Below are 15,666 nucleotides of genomic sequence, written 5' to 3'. Positions count from 1 at the left end.
ATGCATCTCATGTACTTCACCGAGCAGCCGATGTCGGCATATTCGGCCGACGAGGGGCTGAAGTTCGGCGCCACGGCCCTGATGTTCTCGAACAAGCACTTCGATCCCGTTGCCGGCAGCCGGCTCTACAACGAGTACCTGGAGCACTACCGGCTGGCTGAAGAAGTTGGCTTCGACGGCATCATGCTGAACGAGCACCACAACGCGCCGTTCTGCATGCAGGCCAAGTGCAACGTCTTCGCGTCGATCTTAGCCGCGATGACCAAGCGCGTGAAGCTGGTGCTGCTCGGCAACCCGCTGCCCCTGGCCGACAACCCGGTGCGCCTCGCTGAAGAACTGGCCATGATCGACATGATCTCCCGGGGCCGCCTGGTCTCGGGTTTCGTCCGCGGCGGAGGTCAGGAGCAGCTCGCCGCGGGCGTCAACCCGGCCTACAATCGCGAGCGCTTCGAGGAGGCGCACGAGCTGATCGTCCGCGCGTGGACGCAGCCGGGGCCGTTTCGCTGGGAAGGTGCCCATTACCAGCACCGGGTCGTGAACCCGTGGGCGGTACCGCTCCAGAAGCCGCACCCGCGCGTGTGGATCCCGGGCGTGGTGAGCAAGGAGACCATCGTCTGGGCGGCGCGCCAGCGCTACCCGTACATCGCGCTCAGCACCGCGATCGACGCGACGAAGAAGATCTGGGAGCTGTACGACTCGGTCGCCGCCGAGGTGGGGTATACGTCAGGGCCGGAGAACCGCGGCTACCTCCAGCGCTGCCACGTCGCCGAGACCGAGGAGAAGGCGATGGCCAATGCCCGGCAGTTCATGTGGATGCAGGGGGAATTCACCGGTCTCGCCCATCCGGTGTGGTCGAGCCCGTCGGGCTACTTTTCGCCGTCGTACCGCAAGGCGTTCGTCGAGTACGCGGTGGGACGCCGCGCGAACCCCCGCGGGGCGGAGTTCGAGGACCAGATTCGTGATCAGCAGATCATTGCCGGGACGCCGAAGACCGTCATCAAGAAGCTCCGCCGATTGCTCGAAGAGACGCGCCCGTCCATCCTAGGCTTCTGGACGAGCGACGGCTTCGTCAGCAACGAGGATGCCGCCGCCTGCATACGCCTGCTCGGGCAGGAAGTGCTCCCCGCGGTCCGTGAGATGGGCAAGGAGCTCGGCCTCTGGAGCCCGTTCGAGGCCAACGCTCCGGTGAGCATCGCCTTTGCTACAGGGCCGGCCCCGGCCGCGGCCTGAGCCAGCCGCGGCCTGACAAGGAGGTCGACGATGCGCTTCGACGGGAAGGTGGCGCTCATCACGGCGGCGGCGGCCGGGATCGGCCGGGCCACCGCCGGGATCATCGGCGCCGAGGGCGGCACCGTCGTTGCCGTGGACACCGACGAGGGCAGGCTCGACGCGGCGGTGGCCGCGATCAAGGCTACCGGAGGCCGCGCGCACGCCCGCCGGGCCGACGCGCTGGATCCCAAGCAGGTCGAAGGCGTGGTGGAGCAGACCGTCCGCGAGCTCGGGCGCATCGACATCCTGCTCAACGCGGTCGGCGGGAGCACGATCATCCCGCGGCCCGCCGCCACGGTGGACGAGCTCACGCTCGACGACTGGCAGCGCCTCATCGCGTTCAACCTCGAGGGCACGTTTCTCGGCTGCCGCACAGTGACGCCGGTCATGAAGCGCCAGCGGAGCGGCAAGATCGTGAACATCGCGTCCATCGCCGGCCGCGGGATCAGCCCGAGCAGCAGCAGCGCGTACGCGGCCGCCAAGGGCGGCATCATCGCCTTCACGACGAAGCTGGCGCACGAGCTGGGGCCCTTCGGCATCACGGTCAACGCCATCGCCCCCAGCATGACGCTGACCGAGCGCATCCGGCCGCTCTGGGAGAAGCGGACGCCGGAGGAGCAGGCGCGGGAGATCGCGCGCACGCCGCTGCGCCGCATGGCCGAGGCCCAGGACCAGGCGCGGGTGATCTGCTTCCTCGCTTCGAGCGACGCGGATTTCGTCACCGGCGTCACCATCAACGTGACCGGAGGCATGTGAGCCCGATCTCTCCGCCCCGTCTTTCGTGCTAGAGTACCGGGCTGCACCTGAAGTGATGCCCCCAACCCTATCGAGAGGACGGAGTCCCCATGGCGGAGGCGCCGGTCAGCATCGTCATAGGCAGGCTGGCGGACGGCCCGAGCCCGCCCGCGGCCGCCTCGACGTGGCCCAATGTCCTGCACACGCGCGTCGCGGACCTGGTCGCGACGATGGGTCCCGCGCCCTGGGCGAAGCGGCTGATCGCCGACGAGCGGCAGCTCGTGACGCTGATCGCGAGCGCGCCCGGGGGCGGCAACCGCCCGCACTGGCACCGGGAGTTCGACGAGTGGTGGGTCGTGCTCGAGGGGCGCCTCGAGTGGGAGCTGACCGGCGGCACCGTCATCCAGGCGGCCAAGGACGATATCGTGTGGGTGCCGCGCGGCACCGTCCACCACATCCGGAACGTCGGCGAGGGATTGTCGCTGCGCCTGGCCGTCGCCATGCCGCCCGCGGCGCACTACTACAGCCCGTGCGAGCAGTGCGGCTACGCCGACGACGGCCCGCGCGAATGGCGCGCGTGACGAGCGGAACCGTGGCTGACCGCAATGCGGCGTTCGTGGGCGAGATCCCCGGCAACTACGACCGGTATCTCGGCCCGATCTTCTTTCATGGCTACGCCGACGACCTCGCGGCCCGTCTGCCCGTGACGCCCGGGATGCGAGTCCTCGAGACGGCGTGCGGCACCGGCATCGTGACTCGGCGCCTGGCCGACCGGATCCGCGGACACGGCTTGCTCGTGGCCACCGACCTCAACGAGGCGATGCTCGCGCACGGCCGCGCCAACCTCCCGGCCGGGGCCGGCCTCGTCGAATGGCAGCAGGCGGACGCCACCAAGCTCCCGTTCCCGGAAGGCTCTTTCGATGCCGTGGTCTGCCAGTTCGGGCTGATGTTCTTCCCGGACAAGGCGGCCGGCGTTCGCGAGGCGTTCCGCGTGCTCAAGCCGGGGGGGCGTTACCTGTTCAACGTCTGGGATGCAATCGTCCACAATCCGATCGCGCGGATCGCCCACGAGTCGGCCGCCACGTTCTTCCCCGCCGACCCGCCGATGTTCTACACCGTGCCGTTCTCGCTTCACGACCCCGAGCCGGTGCGCGCGCTCCTCGCCCAGGCCGGGTTCGGACAGATCGCGTGGACGCGCCTCGAGAAGAGCGGGACGAGCCCGTCCGCCGCCGACGCGGCGACGGGGCTGATCGAGGGCAATCCGATCCTGGGCGCGATCATGGAGCGTCGCCCGGAGGCGCTCGGCGAGATCAAAGAGGCCGTGGCCGCCGCGATCGCGGCCGAGCTCGGCGATCACCCCGTGACGTTCCCCCTGCGCGCCCTCGTGTTCTCGGCGCGCCGGCCGTAGTATTGACCGAAGGGAGGTAGTCAGACATGTTTGGCATGGGCGCGCAAGAGCTGATGGTCATTTTGGTGATCGTGCTGGTGCTGTTCGGGGGGAGCAAGCTCCCGGACCTGGCGAAGTCGCTCGGCAAGTCGATGAAGGAGTTCAAGAAGGGGATCGCGTCGGAGCCGGAGGAGGAGCAGGCGCCCAAGCCCGGGCCTGCCGCTTCCGCGAGCCCGCCGCCGGTGTCGGTGCCAGGAAAGGTGTGCGGCACCTGCAAGGGCGCGCTCGAGGCGGCGTGGACGCACTGCCCCAGCTGCGGCGCGCCGGCCGCTAAGGCGCCGACGCCCGGAAGCTGACATGGGGCTGCGTTCCGTCGGGGAGGGCGTATGAAGGGCCGGGTGGCGGTGCTGCGGGCGTACGGAGGCGAGTTCGAGCTGCGGGAGTATCCCGTGCCGGAGGTCGAGCCCGGCGCCATCCTCGTGCGGCTGACGCGGGCGGGCGTCTGCGGCTCCGATCTGCACATCTGGCGCGGCGAGATGAAGGAGACCTACGGCGCGATCCCGCGGGACCTCACCTTCGGCCACGAGATGTGCGGGCGCGTCGAGCGGCTGGGAGCGGGCGTCACGGCGGACTCGATGGGCCAGCCGCTGCGCGAGGGAGACCGCGTGACGTATTGCTACTTCTTCCCCTGCGGCCGGTGTCCCGTTTGTCTCCACGACGAGATGGGCAGCTGCCCGCGCAAGATGCGGCCCAACCGGGTGGCGGGCACGCCGCCCTACTTCAACAACGCCTACGGCGATTACTACTACCTGCGTCCCGGGCACTTCGTCTTCAAGATCCCGGCTGAGATCTCCGACGACGTCGCGACACCAAGCAACTGCGCGCTCTCCCAGGTGCTCTACGGCCTCAGGCGCGCGGGGCTCCGCGCGGGGCACACGGTGGTGGTGCAGGGCGCGGGCGGCCTCGGCATCAACGCGGTGGCGGTGGCGCGCGACATGGGCGCGGACCAGATCATCGTGATCGACCGGCTGCCCGACCGACTCGAGCTCGCCCGCGCGTTCGGCGCCGACCACACGCTGAACGCCGTCGAGCTGGCAACGGCGGACCGGCGCGTGGAAGCGGTGAAGGAGCTGACGAGCGGCTTCGGCGCGGATGTCGTCGCAGACCTGGTCGGCTATCCCGAGGTCATTCCCGAAGGCCTGCGCATGCTGCGCGGCGGCGGCTGCTACCTCGAGGTCGGCAGCATCGCGCCCGGCAATGTCTTCTCCTACGACGCCACGGCGCTGGTGCGCGGCAACGTGCGCCTCGTGGCGACCTCGAACTATTCTCCATGGGCGCTCGAGCAGTCGCTGGCGTTCCTGCGACGCAACCTCAAGCGCTTCCCCTTCGAGCGCGTCGTCTCCCACGTGTTCCCGCTGGAGCGCATCTCGGACGCCTTCCAGCAGGCCGACTGGCGGGAGCGCCTGGCCGGGCCGCCGCGTCTCTCCCGCGCCGCGATCTCGATGTGAACACGCTCGTCCGCCTCGTCCTCCTGGCGCTCTGTCTCGTCTCCTCCGCGACGCCGGCGGTGGCGGCCGATCCGGCGCCGTCGGGCCAGATGACCTGGGCGGTGCACTTCACGCTCGCCCCACGGTGGCTCGATCCGGCAGAGAACGAAGGGTCGATCACGCCGTACCTGACGCTGTACGCCGTCCACGACGCGCTCCTGAAGCCGATGCCTTCGGGCGTGACCGTGCCCTGCCTGGCCGAATCGTGGTCGCTGTCCCCCGACGGGCTCGTGTACGAGTTCCTGCTTCGGAGCGGCGTCCGCTTCCACAACGGCGAGCTGCTGACGGCCGACGACGTGAAGTTCTCCTTCGAGCGCTATCGCGGCGCCAATTCGCAGCTCCTCAAGGACAAGGTGAAGGAGGTCCGGATCCTCGACGCGCGGCGCATCCAGTTCCGCCTCAAGGAGCCGTGGCCGGACTTCATCACGTTCTACGGCACCACGGCGACGAGCGCCGGATGGATCGTGCCCCGCAAGTACGTCCAGGCCGTGGGCGAGGACGGATTCAAGAAGGCGCCGGTCGGCGCCGGGCCTTACCGGGTAATCAGTGTTTCACCCGGCGTCGAGATGACGCTCGAGGCCTTCGAGGGCTACTGGCGAAAGGTTCCGCGCGTCAAGCGGCTCGTCTTCCGCAGCCTGCCGGACGAGACCACCCGCGCCGCCGCGCTCAAGCGGGGCGACGTGGACATCGCGTACTTCCTGAACGGGCCGATCGCCGAGGACGTCAGGCGCACGCCGGGGCTCAAGCTCATGGCGGTCCGCAGCAACACCATCTTCTCCCTCGACTTCCGCGACCAGTGGGACGCGATGTCGCCGTGGCGCGACGCGCGCGTCCGGCTGGCGGCCAGCCTCGCGATCGACCGCGCCGCGCTCAACACGGCCGAGCAGCTGGGCTTCGCCGGGCTGACGGGGAACGTGGTGCCGCGCGCGATGGAGTTCGCCCTGCCGATCGAGGCCGACCCGTACGACCCTGCCCGGGCCAAGCGTTTGCTCGCCGAGGCCGGACATCCGGGGGGCTTCGATGGCGGCGACTTCACCATCGCGCCGCCCTACGAGGGCGCCGGGGAGGCGATCGCGAATTACCTGGCCGCCGTCGGCATCCGGCTCAGGATCCGCACGATGGAGCGCGCCGCTTTCTTCTCCGCCTGGCGGGAGGGCAAGCTCAAGGGCGTGGTGTTTGCGGGGCTTGGTCCGTCCGGTAACGCGGCGACGCGGCTCCAGATCATGGCGGTCAAGGGCGGGGCCTTCGCCGCTGGGTCACTGCCTGAGGTTCAGGAGCTCTTCGAGAGGCAGGCGCGCGAGCTGGACCGGCGCAAGCGCGAAGAGCTGCTCCACCAGATCCAGCGGATCCTGCACGATCGCACCATTTTCGCGCCGATCTGGGAGAATGGGTTCATCCGCGGGGTAGGCCCGAGGGTCGAGGAGCCGGCGCTCGCCCTGATCCCGTTCCACCCGTACTCGGCGCCGTACGAGGATGTGCGCCTCAAGCAGTGAACCGACTCCAGAGAGGATGACACCATGAACTACACGCGCATCTCGGCCGACTGCCACATCGACCTGCCCTGGATTCCGCCAGACCTCTTCACCGCCAACGCCAGGGCGGCCATCCGCGAGCGCATGCCGTTTGTCACCGATGGGCCGGATGGCCCGCGCTGGACGTCGAAGAACGGCGCCTCGTTCGGGCTCGTGGGTGGCGTCGGGCCGTCGGGGACGAAGTACGCCCCGGGCGAGCACTACCGCGCCGACGTAATGGCGTCGACCGGACTCTACGAGGACGGCAAGAAGGGGATCCGGCGCCCGACCGATCCGCACCTGCGCATCAAGGACATGGAGCGCGACGGCGTGCAGGCCGAGGTCATCTTCGGCATCCTCGGCGCGGCGACGCGGCTGAACGATCACGAGGCGGCCGCCGAGATGTTCCGCATCTACAACGACTGGCTCGTCGATTTCTGCCGCCACTACCCCGACCGGCACATCGGCCTGGCGTGCCTGCCCTACGGCGATATCGGGGCGGCGGTGAGCGAGATCCATCGCGTGGCGAAGATGGGACTGCGAGGCCTCGAGCTCTCGTGCTCGTGGGACATGGAGCCGATGTGGCATCCGGTGTGGGAGCCCCTCTGGCAGGCGGTGAACGAGGTCGGCCTGCCGCTGCATTTCCACACCTTCCCGACGATGCCGCCCAGCGTGCGGGAGAAGGCCACCGGCCTCGCGAAGCGCGCCGCGCTCTTCACGGCCGTGTCGGGCTTCCAGATGAACCTCATCAATATCCTCGCCGCCGTCATCGGCGCCGCCGTTCTCGAGCGCTACCCCCGGATCCGGATCTCCTTCGGCGAGAGCGGCATCGGCTGGCTGCCGTACGCGCTCGACCGGATGGATTTCGAGTGGGAGGACCGCTTCCGCGACCTCGGGCTCACGATGAAGCCCAGCGACTACTGGCGGCGGCAGTGCAAGGCCACGTTCCAGTTCGACCGGATCGGCACTCAAATGGTGGACGAGATCGGCGAGGAGACGCTGATGTGGGGGTCGGACTACCCGCACGGCGACGGGGTATGGCCCGAGTCGTCCAAGTACATCGAGGAGCAGTTCGGCCACCTGCCGGCCGCGACCACTCACAAGATCGTGTGCGAGAACGCCGGGAAATTCTACGGCTTGATCAAATAGCCATGAAATACGAAATGATCTCCGCGGACTGTCATCTCGATCTCATCTGGCTGCCGCCCGATCTCTTCACGGCCAACGCCTCCGCCGCCATGCGCGACAGGATGCCGTACGTCACCGACGGGCCGAAGGGCCCGGTGTGGGTGACGAAGAAGGGCGCGAGCCTCGGGAACGTCAACGGCATGGGCTCGGCCGGCCGCGAGTACGTGCCGGGACGGATCCACCGCGCCGACCGCATGGCGTCGACGGGGCTCTACGAGGACGGCAAGAAGGGCATCCGCCGCCTCAGCGATCCGGATCTGCGGCTGAAAGACCAGGATCGCGACGGCGTGCAGGCCGAGGTGCTCTACGGCATCCTGGGCGCGACGGGCCGGATGAACGATCCGGAGGCGACGGTCGAGGTCATGCGCGTCTACAACGAGTGGCTCGCCGACTTCTGCGCGACGCACCCCGAGCGCTACGCCGGGCTGGCCTCGATCCCCAACAACCCGATCGACGCCGCCATCGCGGAGGTCGAGCGCGTCGCCAAGCGCGGCTCTGTCCGCGGCCTCGACATTGCGAACTCGCCCGATCTCAAGCCGCTGTGGGACCCGTACTGGAACCCGCTGTGGGAGGTGATCGACGCCTGCGGCCTGCCGCTGCACTTCCACACGATCGGTACCCGGCTGCCTGACCATCTCCAGAAGCTCGTGTTCATGGGCTCGGATCTCACCCGCGCGGGCGCGGACGTGACGGCCGACGAGAAGCGACTGGCGCGCATGGCGTTCGCCACGCACATCACCGGCTTCCAGATCAACATGGCGCAGATCCTGATGTCGATGATCTACGGCGGCGTCCTCGAGCGCTATCCGCGCGTGCGCGTCGTGCTCGGCGAGGCCGGCATCGGCTGGATCCCGTACATCCTCTGGCGCATGGACGGCGAGTGGGAAGACCAGTTCAAGGACCTCTCGCTGACCATGCCGCCCAGCGAGTACTGGCGCCGCCAGTGCTTCGCGACCTACCAGACGGACCCGGTCGGTCTCAAGCTCCTCGACGAGCTGGGCGCCGACAGGATCATGTGGGGATCGGACTTCCCGCATCCCGACGGCATCTGGCCCGATTCGCGCGAGTATATCCAGCGCGAGATGGGGCACCTACCTGCGGAAACGCGGCGGAAGATCGTCTGCGAGAACGCCGCGCGCCTCTACAACTTCGCGGCATGAAGATCCTCTTCGTCCCGAATCTGATCGTCTCCGCGCTGAGCGAAGCGGACCGGGCGGGTATCCTCGAGGCCGCTGGAGCGGGCAGCCGCATCGTAGAGGCCAAGGATCCCGCCACCCAGCGCCGCGAGCTGCCGGACACCGACATCATCTTCGGGCGCGTGCATAAGGACAACTTCTCTCTCGCCCCGAAGCTCCGCTTGTACCATTCGATCGGCGCGGGGGTGGACAATATCCTCACGGTCGAGCTGGCGAACAGCAACGTGCCGCTGGCCAGCGAAAAGGGCGACGTCGGCATCCATCTCTCGGAGCACGCCTTTGCGCTCCTCCTGGGGCTCACACGCGGGCTGCACACCGCGATCCGCACGCCGGACTACGACCTGCGCGAGCCCATCCGCGTGCACCAGCGCGAGCTCTACGAGCAGACCATGGGCATCGTGGGTTTCGGGGGCACCGGCCGCGCCGTCGCGAAGCGCGCGGTAGCCTTCGGGATGCGCGTGCTCGGCGTGGACATCGAGCCCGTCGAGCCCGAGCCGGGCGTGGAGGCGATCTGGACGCCCGATCGCCTCGCCGATCTGCTGGGCGCGTCCGACGTGGTGGTGATCGCGCTCCCGCTGACCAAGGCGACGCACCACCTCTTCACCCGCGAGCGCTTCGCCCAGATGCGGCGGCACGCCATCCTGATCAACGTCACCCGGGGCGAGATCGTCCGCGGCGAGGATGTGCTCGCGGCCGTCAACGAGGGCCTCATCTGGGGCGCCGGGCTCGACGTCACCGATCCCGAGCCGCTGCCCAAGAATCATCCGCTGTGGAGGCACCCGCGAGTCATTGTGACCCCGCACACCGCGGGCGGGTCGCCGCGCCGCGCGGGCCGGGTGATCGCCACCTTCTGCGAGAACCTGCGGCGGCTCCAGGACGGACGGCCGCTCCTCGCGCTGATCGACAAGCAGAAGGGCTATTGAAGGCCCCCCGCTTCGGGTTGAACCGGTTCGACTCGCACTCCGTGGACGCGTTTGCCGCCGACGTGCGGCGCGCCGAGACGCTCGGCTGGGATGCGGCGCTCCAGCCCGACTCGCAGCTCCGGCGGCGCGACACCTACGTCCTGCTCGCCGCGGCGGCCCGCGCGACCGAGCGCATCACGCTCGGGACGCTCCTTGCCAATCCCGTGAACCGGCACCCCACGGTCACCGCGTCGTCGATCGCGACGATCGACGAGCTGGCGCCCGGGCGCACGGTCCTCGGCTGGGGCGTCGGCGACACTGCCGTGAGACTCGCCGGCCTGAAGCCGGCGCGGGTGAAGGAGCTCGAGGCGGCCACGCGCCTGATGCGCGCGCTGCTGGACGGCGATGCGGTCGAGGTCGGTGCCGATCGGCCCGCGCGACTGCCGCACTACCGGCCCGTGCCGATCTGGATCGCCGCCGGCGGCCCGCGCACGCTCAGGATGGCGGGCGGAGTCGCCGACGGGGTCTTCATTCGCGTGGGCACGCATGAGGCGAACATCGCGACGGCCGTCGAGGCCATCCGCGCGGGCGCGGCCGACGCGGGGCGCGACCCGTCAGCCGTCCGCCTGGGCGCGGTGTTCCACACCGTGCTCGTGGACGATCCGGGCCGCGCGCTGACGATGGCCAAGTCCATGGCGGCCGGGTACTACGAGTACTCGCCGGCGCTGTTCGACCCGCCGCGCCTCGCGTGGACGGGGGCGGACCCGGAGACGCTCAAGCGCCTGCACAAGGTCTGGCCCGACTTCCACCACACGGTCGACCTCGAGGCGAGCGGCCGGGTCGTGGATTTCCTTCCGGAGAGCGCGGCCGATGCCTTCAGCCTCCGCGGCGCGCCGGCCGAGGTCGCCGACCGGCTGATAGACGTGCTCCGCAGGGCGCCGGCCGAGTTCGACTACGTCGTCCTGCACCCGATCCCGAACCCGCCGTCGCCGGACGATCCCGAGCGCGGCTACACCGCGCGGATGGCGCGCGAGGTGCTCCCGCGCGTGCGCCGCGCCCTCGGCGCTCGCTAGCGGCGCCGCGTCAGCCCTGGACCGTCTTCACCCAGATGCCGGGAGAGCCCGGCGCGTGCCGCATGTGCGGGCGTATACGGTGCGTCACCGGTGAGATGTCCCGCTGGGCGAGCCACGCGGCGCTCTCGGATACATCGGCCCGCTCGAACTCGTAGAGCGTGAGATACGTCGGCGCGCCGGCCACGGCTCGATAGCGCCGGCCGCGGATCACGCCGGGCACCGTTTCATAGTTGGGCACGTAGATGGTGTTGTACCAGTCGTTGAAGTCCGCATCGACCTCGGGCGGCACGTCCATGCGCCCGATCTGGAGCGCCGGCGCCATGCCGCTCTGCGCCGCCTCCGGCGTCAGCGTCTTCGGGTGGATCATCGTGTAGACGTTGCGGATGTAGGTCGTGCCGATGGCCTCGGGGGAGCAGCGCCGGGTCCATTCCGTCGGGTGCGCCTGGACGCGCTTGTACGCCGCGCTCTCCAGCACGGAGACGTCTTCCAGCTCGTAGCAGGCGAGGTGCTTCGGCCCGCTCTTGACCGCTTCATAGCGGGCTCCATTGAGGAAGCCCGGCACCGCGAGCCGCTCGCGCAGATGCTCCTCGTTGTACCACCGGTTGAACTCTTCCTCCTTATCGGCCGGGACGTCCGCCCAGACCATCAGGAGCCCCGCGCCCTTCCTCTTCGTCGCCATGCGGCGTTACCGGATCTGCTTGTGCACGAACTCGATGATCTTCTCCGTCGCCCGCGCGGCGTTTGGTGAAGTCGGGTTCCTCGTGATGAACGCCTGCCCTTCGCCCTCGTAGAGCTCCAGCTCGACCTGGCCGCCCGCCTTGCGGTAGCCCGCGACGAAGCGGTCGAGGTCGGGGCGCGGGTGCGCCACGTCCTTGGTGCCCTGGAGGTAGAGGACGGGCGGCATCTCGACCCGCTCGCTGCGCTCGAGCGCGAGGACCGGGTTGCCCTCGGCCATGGCGGCTTCCGTCTGCCAGTATTGATCGTGGAGCGGCAGCACGTTGTCCACCACGTCGGGGTAAGGCTTGCCGCCCGCCTTCAGCTTTTTCGCGTAGTGATAGCGCGACAGCGGGTCGATGACGGGCCAGCACATGACGACGGCGCGGACCGTGGCATCCACAGCGGGGGAGCCTGCGGGGAGCGGCAGCGCCGCGTAGCGCGGATCGCGCGGTCTCATCGCGTTCAGCATGGCCTGGTGCGCGCCGCTCGAGATGCCCAGGACGCCGACCATGTCCGGCCGGCTGCCGAGCTCGGCCGCGCGCGCCTTGAACCAGCGGATCGCGTAGTTGATGTCGGTCATCGAGGCGGGGTACCCGGCCTCCGGCGGCATGCGGAAGTCCAGGGCGGCCACGACGATGCCGCTCTTCGCCAGCGGCTCATTGAGCAGGGTGTCGTTCGTGCGGTCGCCCTTGCACCAGGCGCCGCCGTGGAGCTCGACGATCAGCGGGAAGGGTCCCACGCCGCGCGGCTTGAAGAGGCGCGCCAGCAGCGGCTTGTCCCCGTGGCGGAGATATTCGATGTCCTCTATATCGATCGCGGACGTGACGGCTGAGTTGATGGCCATGATTCGCTCCTTTTGCGCGCATCTCCCTCTCCCCCGCCGAGGGGTAGAGGGCAGGGTGAGGGGGCTGTGTTTCTGTCAGTGCCCCTGGAACTGCGGGCGGCGTTTCTCCGAGAAGGCTCGAACGCCCTCCTGATAGTCCTCGCTGTTGAAGCAGTCGGCGATCAGGCGCTCGAGCATGGCCAGATCGCGCTTCTCCGCCGGCCGCAGCAGCTCGTTCACCGTAGCCTTGGCCGAGCGGAGCGTCAACGGGGCGTTGCGCGCGATCGTGAGCGCGTACTCGCGCGTGAAGGCCTCTAGCTCCGCCTTGGGCACGACCTGGTTGACCAGGCCCATGCGGAGCGCGTCCTGGGCGCTCCAGTTGGTGCGCGCGGTGAAGAAGATCTCCTTCGTGTACGACGGTCCGATGAGAGCCATCACCTGCTCCATGCCGCTGTAGTGGTAGCCGAGGCCGAGGCGCGCCGCGGGGATGCCGAAGCGCGCGTCGTCCGACGCGATGCGCATGTCGCAGCCGATGGCGATGCTGAGGCCGCCGCCGACGCAGTACCCGTGGATCATGGCGAGCAGCGGCTTCGACAGCGTGGCGAGCGCCTCGCGCCCGCGCGCGCCGATGCGGCGGTATTCCGCCTCGTCCTCCATGTTGCGCCGGCGGTCCTTGAACTGCGAGATGTCGGCGCCCGCGACGAAGGCCTTGTCGCCGGCCCCGCGCAGGATGACCACGCGGATGGCGTCATCGGAGGCCAGGTCCTTGACGTAGTCCGGCACGAGCTGCCACGTCTCGATGCCCACGGCATTGCGCTTGTCCGGCCGGTTGAAGATGAGCCAGCCGATCGGTCCGTCCTTCTCTACCAAAAGGGGCGCCGCGTCACTCATGGATGCTCTCCTTGGGGTTCACTTGGAACGTAGATAACATAACACCCGTCCTCAGCCAACTGCTGCCTGCCGTGCTAGGCCGTCGAGCGCGAGCTGGCTGCCCGCGCCCGCGGCCGAGATCGTGTATGCTCGCTGTCATGAGCGCGGGTCGGATCTCTCGGAGAGGATTCCTGGCCGTCGGGCTGGCCGGCCTGATCGGGACGCCGGCCGTGGCGGCGAGCAAGCCCACGGTGACCGTGTACAAGGAGCCCACCTGAGGCTGCTGCGATGGGTGGGTGGGTCACCTGCGCGCCAGCGGTTATCCGATCAAGGCAGAGAACGTCCCCGACGTCACGCCGATCAAGCGGCGCTATAGCGTCCCCGAGCGCCTCAGGGCCTGTCACACCGCCCTCGTCGAGGGCTACGTGATCGAGGGCCACGTGCCGGCCGACCTCATCGACCGCCTGCTGCGGGAGCGCCCGCGCGCGGCGGGCCTCGCCGTGCCCGGCATGCCCGCCGGCTCGCCTGGCATGGAGTCGCCGGGCCAGGCGTCCGAGCGCTACCAGGTCCTGATCTTCGACCGCTCCGGCAAGACCGCCGTCTTCGCGACCCGCTAGGGCCGCGCGAAGAGCCAGGGAGCCGTCATGTGGCAACCCGACAGGGTGGGATCGCGAGCGCGCACTGTGCCGCTCGGATGGCAGAGCGGATCACGCGCCGGCACGGGGTGTAGTGTGAGGGAGGGCAGCCGCCGTTCGGCGGCTGCCCTCGCCCAGGTTGCTGCGGGGCGGTGATCGGTCAGCGGCAGACCAGAACCGGGGTCTTGCTGTGGGTTAGCACCTTGACGGTCTCACTGCCCAGAATGAGGGCCGAGGCGCCCTTGCGCCCGTGCGAAGCCATGAAGATCAGGTCGCACCCCGCCGTCTTCGCGGTGTCGATGATCCCTTCGTACGGGTGTTCGGCGTTCACGTGCGCGACCTCGCACGGCACGCCGGCGGCGCTTGCAGCGGTCTTGATGGCGCCGAGATACTTCACCGCCCGCTCCTCGCAGTCCTTCTTGTACGTCTCCTTTGTGTCGCTGAGCATCATCGGATCGAGGGCGAACGTGTGGAACGGGACCGAAACGGTCATCCCCACCACCTTCGCGCCCGTCGATTTGGCCAGCGCGACACCTTGCGCGATCGCCGCGGCGGAAAGCGGAGAGCCATCGGTCGGTAACAGGATCTTCTTGTACATAGCCTCCCTCCTTTCCCGGTTGAGTAGGGCCAGACAGACTTCGCTCCGCAGTCTGACATCTGATTACAGCATCAAGCATGCCTGCGGACGACGGTCGGGAAACCAAGGGCTTACGATGATTCCGTCTCAGCCGGGCGGGGAGCCGGACTCTCAGTTGGGGCAGTCTCGCCTCAGGGTCGGGTGCCCGGAGCATCAGATGTGAACGGTGCTCACTTGAACGCGGGCATGACCTCGCGGGCCACGATGCGGAGGCTCCGCGCGGCGTATTCCGTCGGGATCAGGCCGGCGGGATTTGGCTCGACCACGATGCCGTCGAGGCCCAGCTCCTCTCTGAGCTCGGTCAGGCGCGCGATCAGCTGGGCAGCGGTGCCGAAGGCGACGCGCGTGCGAAGGACTTCCTCGTACGGGAGCTGCCCCAGCCGCTCCGCCTTGGCCGCGCGCCGGTCCGCCGGACCCGCGCCCGCCCGCCCGACCGAGGTCTTCATGAGGTCGGCCTGGCGGCGGAAGAAGGCCGTGATGCTCTCCTTCGGCTCCTCGATCGCGCCCGCCTCCGTGAGACCCGCGTAGACGGGGATGCGGAGGTAGACGCTCGGCTGCCCCGGGTGGCCCGCCTCGCGCCAGGCGCGGCGGTACAGCTTGAGACACTCCTTGAGCTCGGGGATGTCCAGGTCACGCAGGCCCGCGAAGAGCGCCAACCCAAGCTCGCCGACGAGCGAAAATGTCTCGGGGGTATTGGCGGCCATGCGAATGGGCGGATGCGGCTTCTGGTACGGGGTCGGCGCGACGGTCGCGTTCTGGAAGCGGTAGAACGTGCCCTCGTAGCTGAACGGCTGGCCCTTCCAGGCTTCCTTGATGATCGCGAGCGCCTCGCGGAAGCGGGCCTGGCTCTCGCCGTAGGGAATGCCGAGGACGTCGTAGGCGCGTGGGGCTCCGCTGCGCCCGATCCCGAACTCGAAGCGCCCCCCGCTCAGGTGGTCCACGGTGGCGGCATCCTCGGCGATGCGGAGCGGGTGGTTCAGCGGCAGGACCTGCACCGCCGTCCCGACGCGGATCCGCTTGGTGCGGCCGGCGATCGCAGTGGCCATTGCGATCGACGAGGAGATCACGGAGCGGGCCGGGTTGAAGTGGATCTCTCCGAGCCACACGCAGTCGAGCCCAAGCGTCTCGGCCGCGTCCACGGTCTCGAAGCTTTCGCGGAACGCGTCGGCCTCGCTG

16 protein-coding genes and 1 pseudogene are annotated in these 15,666 nt (G+C 69.1%); 12 read left to right on the top strand and 5 right to left on the bottom strand.

The features are described 5' to 3' along the window. The 11 genes and pseudogenes from VGV06_19575 (at position 1) to VGV06_19525 (ending at position 10,808) form a co-directional block, all read left to right on the top strand. Positions 1 to 1,230 (top strand): LLM class flavin-dependent oxidoreductase, encoded by a 1,230-nt coding sequence (locus tag VGV06_19575; protein ID HEV2057341.1) that lies wholly within the window; start codon positions 1 to 3, stop codon positions 1,228 to 1,230. A 30-nt stretch (positions 1,231 to 1,260) separates the two neighbouring features. Beyond that, complete coding sequence (locus VGV06_19570; protein ID HEV2057340.1) at positions 1,261 to 2,025, top strand: SDR family NAD(P)-dependent oxidoreductase; 765 nt, start codon at positions 1,261 to 1,263, stop codon at positions 2,023 to 2,025. An 89-nt stretch (positions 2,026 to 2,114) separates the two neighbouring features. Then, complete coding sequence (locus VGV06_19565) at positions 2,115 to 2,585, top strand: cupin domain-containing protein (protein ID HEV2057339.1); 471 nt, start codon at positions 2,115 to 2,117, stop codon at positions 2,583 to 2,585. An 11-nt stretch (positions 2,586 to 2,596) separates the two neighbouring features. Continuing rightward, positions 2,597 to 3,412 carry a class I SAM-dependent methyltransferase gene (locus VGV06_19560; GenBank protein HEV2057338.1) on the top strand — a complete coding sequence of 272 codons (816 nt, stop codon included), beginning with the start codon at positions 2,597 to 2,599 and terminating at the stop codon, positions 3,410 to 3,412. 26 nt (positions 3,413 to 3,438) lie between these two features. Next, a pseudogene (gene tatA / locus VGV06_19555) lies at positions 3,439 to 3,588 on the top strand (twin-arginine translocase TatA/TatE family subunit). Positions 3,589 to 3,777: 189 nt separating this feature from the next. Continuing rightward, positions 3,778 to 4,899: a zinc-binding dehydrogenase gene (locus VGV06_19550; GenBank protein ID HEV2057337.1), complete on the top strand. Its 1,122-nt coding sequence runs from the start codon at positions 3,778 to 3,780 to the stop codon at positions 4,897 to 4,899. After that, the gene (locus tag VGV06_19545) at positions 4,896 to 6,431 is read left to right on the top strand and encodes an ABC transporter substrate-binding protein (protein ID HEV2057336.1); all 1,536 of its coding nucleotides are present in this window, start codon (positions 4,896 to 4,898) and stop codon (positions 6,429 to 6,431) included. The genes VGV06_19550 and VGV06_19545 overlap by 4 nt, the downstream gene beginning before the upstream one ends. 24 nt (positions 6,432 to 6,455) lie before the next feature. Beyond that, complete coding sequence (locus VGV06_19540) at positions 6,456 to 7,598, top strand: amidohydrolase family protein (GenBank protein HEV2057335.1); 1,143 nt, start codon at positions 6,456 to 6,458, stop codon at positions 7,596 to 7,598. Positions 7,599 to 7,600: 2 nt separating this feature from the next. Further along, positions 7,601 to 8,797, top strand: coding sequence for an amidohydrolase family protein (locus tag VGV06_19535; protein ID HEV2057334.1), 1,197 nt, complete (start codon positions 7,601 to 7,603; stop codon positions 8,795 to 8,797). Further along, complete coding sequence (locus VGV06_19530) at positions 8,794 to 9,756, top strand: D-2-hydroxyacid dehydrogenase (protein HEV2057333.1); 963 nt, start codon at positions 8,794 to 8,796, stop codon at positions 9,754 to 9,756. The genes VGV06_19535 and VGV06_19530 overlap by 4 nt, the downstream gene beginning before the upstream one ends. After that, positions 9,753 to 10,808: an LLM class flavin-dependent oxidoreductase gene (locus VGV06_19525; protein ID HEV2057332.1), complete on the top strand. Its 1,056-nt coding sequence runs from the start codon at positions 9,753 to 9,755 to the stop codon at positions 10,806 to 10,808. Before VGV06_19530 ends, VGV06_19525 begins: the two co-directional genes overlap by 4 nt. 10 nt (positions 10,809 to 10,818) lie before the next feature. On the opposite strand, the gene VGV06_19520 is transcribed toward VGV06_19525, so the two are convergent. The 3 genes from VGV06_19520 to VGV06_19510 form a co-directional block, all read right to left on the bottom strand. After that, positions 10,819 to 11,487, bottom strand: coding sequence for a hypothetical protein (locus tag VGV06_19520; protein HEV2057331.1), 669 nt, complete (start codon positions 11,485 to 11,487; stop codon positions 10,819 to 10,821). Between the two features lie 6 nt (positions 11,488 to 11,493). Beyond that, complete coding sequence (locus VGV06_19515; GenBank protein HEV2057330.1) at positions 11,494 to 12,369, bottom strand: alpha/beta hydrolase; 876 nt, start codon at positions 12,367 to 12,369, stop codon at positions 11,494 to 11,496. A 75-nt stretch (positions 12,370 to 12,444) separates the two neighbouring features. Continuing rightward, positions 12,445 to 13,239 carry an enoyl-CoA hydratase gene (locus VGV06_19510; GenBank protein ID HEV2057329.1) on the bottom strand — a complete coding sequence of 265 codons (795 nt, stop codon included), beginning with the start codon at positions 13,237 to 13,239 and terminating at the stop codon, positions 12,445 to 12,447. 275 nt (positions 13,240 to 13,514) lie between these two features. On the opposite strand from VGV06_19510, the gene VGV06_19505 reads away from it, so the two are divergent. After that, on the top strand, positions 13,515 to 13,835 hold the full coding sequence (locus VGV06_19505; GenBank protein ID HEV2057328.1) for a DUF411 domain-containing protein: 321 nt from the start codon (positions 13,515 to 13,517) through the stop codon (positions 13,833 to 13,835). A 178-nt stretch (positions 13,836 to 14,013) separates the two neighbouring features. Here the strand turns inward: VGV06_19505 and VGV06_19500 are convergent, their stop codons facing one another. Both VGV06_19500 and VGV06_19495 read right to left on the bottom strand, forming a co-directional pair. Continuing rightward, positions 14,014 to 14,451: a universal stress protein gene (locus VGV06_19500; protein HEV2057327.1), complete on the bottom strand. Its 438-nt coding sequence runs from the start codon at positions 14,449 to 14,451 to the stop codon at positions 14,014 to 14,016. A gap of 209 nt (positions 14,452 to 14,660) precedes the next feature. Beyond that, on the bottom strand, positions 14,661 to 15,666 hold a 1,006-nt coding region (locus VGV06_19495), incomplete at its 5' end, for an LLM class flavin-dependent oxidoreductase (protein HEV2057326.1).

This window comes from Candidatus Methylomirabilota bacterium, assembly GCA_035936835.1.
Taxonomy (GTDB): domain Bacteria; phylum Methylomirabilota; class Methylomirabilia; order Rokubacteriales; family CSP1-6; genus AR37.
The sequence above is the reverse complement of the archived record's forward strand: the minus strand, read 5'-3'. Positions and strand labels throughout refer to the sequence as shown.